The sequence below is a fragment of the Mesotoga sp. HF07.pep.5.2.highcov genome, assembly GCF_003666285.1.
GTDB classification, from domain to species: Bacteria; Thermotogota; Thermotogae; order Petrotogales; family Kosmotogaceae; genus Mesotoga; species Mesotoga prima.
The window spans coordinates 1-2071 of sequence record NZ_JFHJ01000364.1 but is presented as its reverse complement, the minus strand read 5'-3'; the positions used below and the strand labels follow the sequence as shown (position 1 = coordinate 2071).

General features: G+C 43.4%; 3 protein-coding genes. 1 reads left to right on the top strand and 2 read right to left on the bottom strand.

Annotated features, from left to right (window positions below):
• Positions 1 to 854 (bottom strand): DUF362 domain-containing protein (locus BG32_RS07735; protein ID WP_121526648.1); only part of this gene is annotated, 854 nt, incomplete at its 3' end.
• The gene (locus BG32_RS07730) at positions 775 to 1095 is read right to left on the bottom strand and encodes a hypothetical protein (protein ID WP_006492441.1); all 321 of its coding nucleotides are present in this window, start codon (positions 1093 to 1095) and stop codon (positions 775 to 777) included. The genes BG32_RS07730 and BG32_RS07735, both read right to left, overlap by 80 nt.
• Before the next feature lie 150 nt (positions 1096 to 1245).
• Between BG32_RS07730 and BG32_RS07725 the strand changes: the two genes are divergently transcribed.
• Complete coding sequence (locus tag BG32_RS07725) at positions 1246 to 1794, top strand: PolC-type DNA polymerase III (protein ID WP_006492439.1); 549 nt, start codon at positions 1246 to 1248, stop codon at positions 1792 to 1794.
• Positions 1795 to 2071: the final 277 nt, after the last annotated feature.

The following is a 2071-nucleotide window of genomic DNA, read 5'->3' as shown; positions in this document are numbered from 1 at the left end:
CCAATGAAGTTAGTTTCGGGAAGAAGGAGCTTGTCAGGATGTACTTCGTCACCAACTACATCATAGTCACCGACCAGGCCTCTGTCTCTCGCTATTTGCAGTATCGGAACTTTTGAATGGTTGATGCCAAATAATTCCGCTATAGCATCGTCCAGTGCAAAAACATCTCTTGACATCCCAATTATTCCTGGTTTGATAATCCTACCGTTCGAGGGACCGTTACCGTCCATCCCATATATACCATCAATTACGGTTAGATCTGCCCTCAGATGAACGGCGAGATCTAACAGCATCTTCGAAAACTCCTTCATGTTTCTGACTCTGAAATGCCAGCCCTGTTTCTTTGCACCAGGAACACATCCAAAAAGGTTCTTCACCCCTAGTGTAACCCGAGTTAGTGCATGAGTCTTGAGCTTAGGGAGATTTATCAGGAGATCAGTTTCAAGAACTGGTTTAGAAATAAGGAAACTCCTGTACGTTCCTTCGTCAAAGACGATTTGAACGGGGTCATCAAAATCCAGCAGAGGTATTCCCAACTCCTTGCACACTTGTGAGATTCCAGAAGCATATCCCGCAACAGAAGTGCTTACGCTAGCGGGAGAATCCCCAACGCTCACCTCCGCTCCTCTTCCAAGAAATAATTCTGCAACTGCTCTAACAAACAAAGGGTTCGTGGTTACACAACTTTCCGGTGATCTTGCCGATAGAAGATTGACTTTTAGAAGAACCTTCTTTCCCCGGAGAGTCTCGTCGAAACCGATCAGATCTAGCCCCTCACTGATCTTCTCCCTGCACTTTTTGTATTCTGGACTGCTTAGGATTGCTACCCTTTTCGTTTGGCTCCCGTTTCCCATATATTATCCTCTTCTTTTTCCTTCTATCGTCAACAATGCATGATACTCCTTCGGGTAACTTCACTTCGGAAGAACCCAGAGTCTCTACGATGACTTCTTCGGGAATAGAGGTAATGGCCCAGAGATCTGTAAGATAAAGCCTCTCGCCCGATCTGATCGGTGCTTTCTGAATCGCTGATTCAAGGGCCTTCCTATAGCGTTCCGTTATTTCCTCTTCGGAATGGTTTACTTTGTCATCCACTGTGGATCACCTCATAGAAATTATACTCTATTGACCGCCTACAAACTGGGAAGAAAGCGTAAAGGATCTTCTGATTTCTTCGCACTTCCAACTTGACATCCTTTCCGAAAGAGATCCTTTCGTTATAGAATGAGAAGAGGGGGAAGTCATTTGGAATTTGTAGTGATAGACACAGAGACAACCGGGATGAATCCATACCGAGGAGCCAAACTCATCGAGGTGGCTGGCGTTCGTGTGAAGAACTGGGAACTATGCAGAGATGACTTCTTTGATTCTCTCATTGATCCCGAATGCATAATTCCAATAGCAATAACTGCCCTTACTGGAATAAGCAACTTGACCGTGAAAGGCAAGTCAACAGTTTGCGATGTTCTCAGAGGCTTCTATTCTTTTGCTGGAGATGCAACGCTAATAATTCACAACGCCCCTTTTGATCTTTCCTTTATCAACTTCTATGGTGATAAATGTGGACTGGGTAAGCTTCGCAACCAATTTATCGACACAATAGAAGTCTCAAAGGCCGTCTTCAGATATGGGAGAAACAACCTTGACATTCTTTTGGCAAGACTGGGTATTATACCTGAATCGAGACATAGAGCATTAGGTGACGCACTGGCAACTGCCGAGGCCTTCGTTGCGATGTTAAATAGAATTGGTACAAATAGCGTTACCCGTTTCATAAAGAAACCCAACATTTAACACATTTCACTTTCGTCAAACCTTAAGTTCCTTTGAATTCTGAAAGTCTCTCAGGAACTCGTGCTTAGACAACCGCTATCACTTCCCAAGAAAATAACAAAACTTCCCCACTGAGATAATCATAGGGCGTCTATTTTTGAAATAACAACATATTGTGGTACAATCAACTTTAGACACAATTTGTGGGGATATTTCATTATCATATTTATGGAGGTATCGTGATGCTTAATGTGAGAAAGAGAAACGGGGCCATAGTAGGCTTCGATCTAGATAAGAT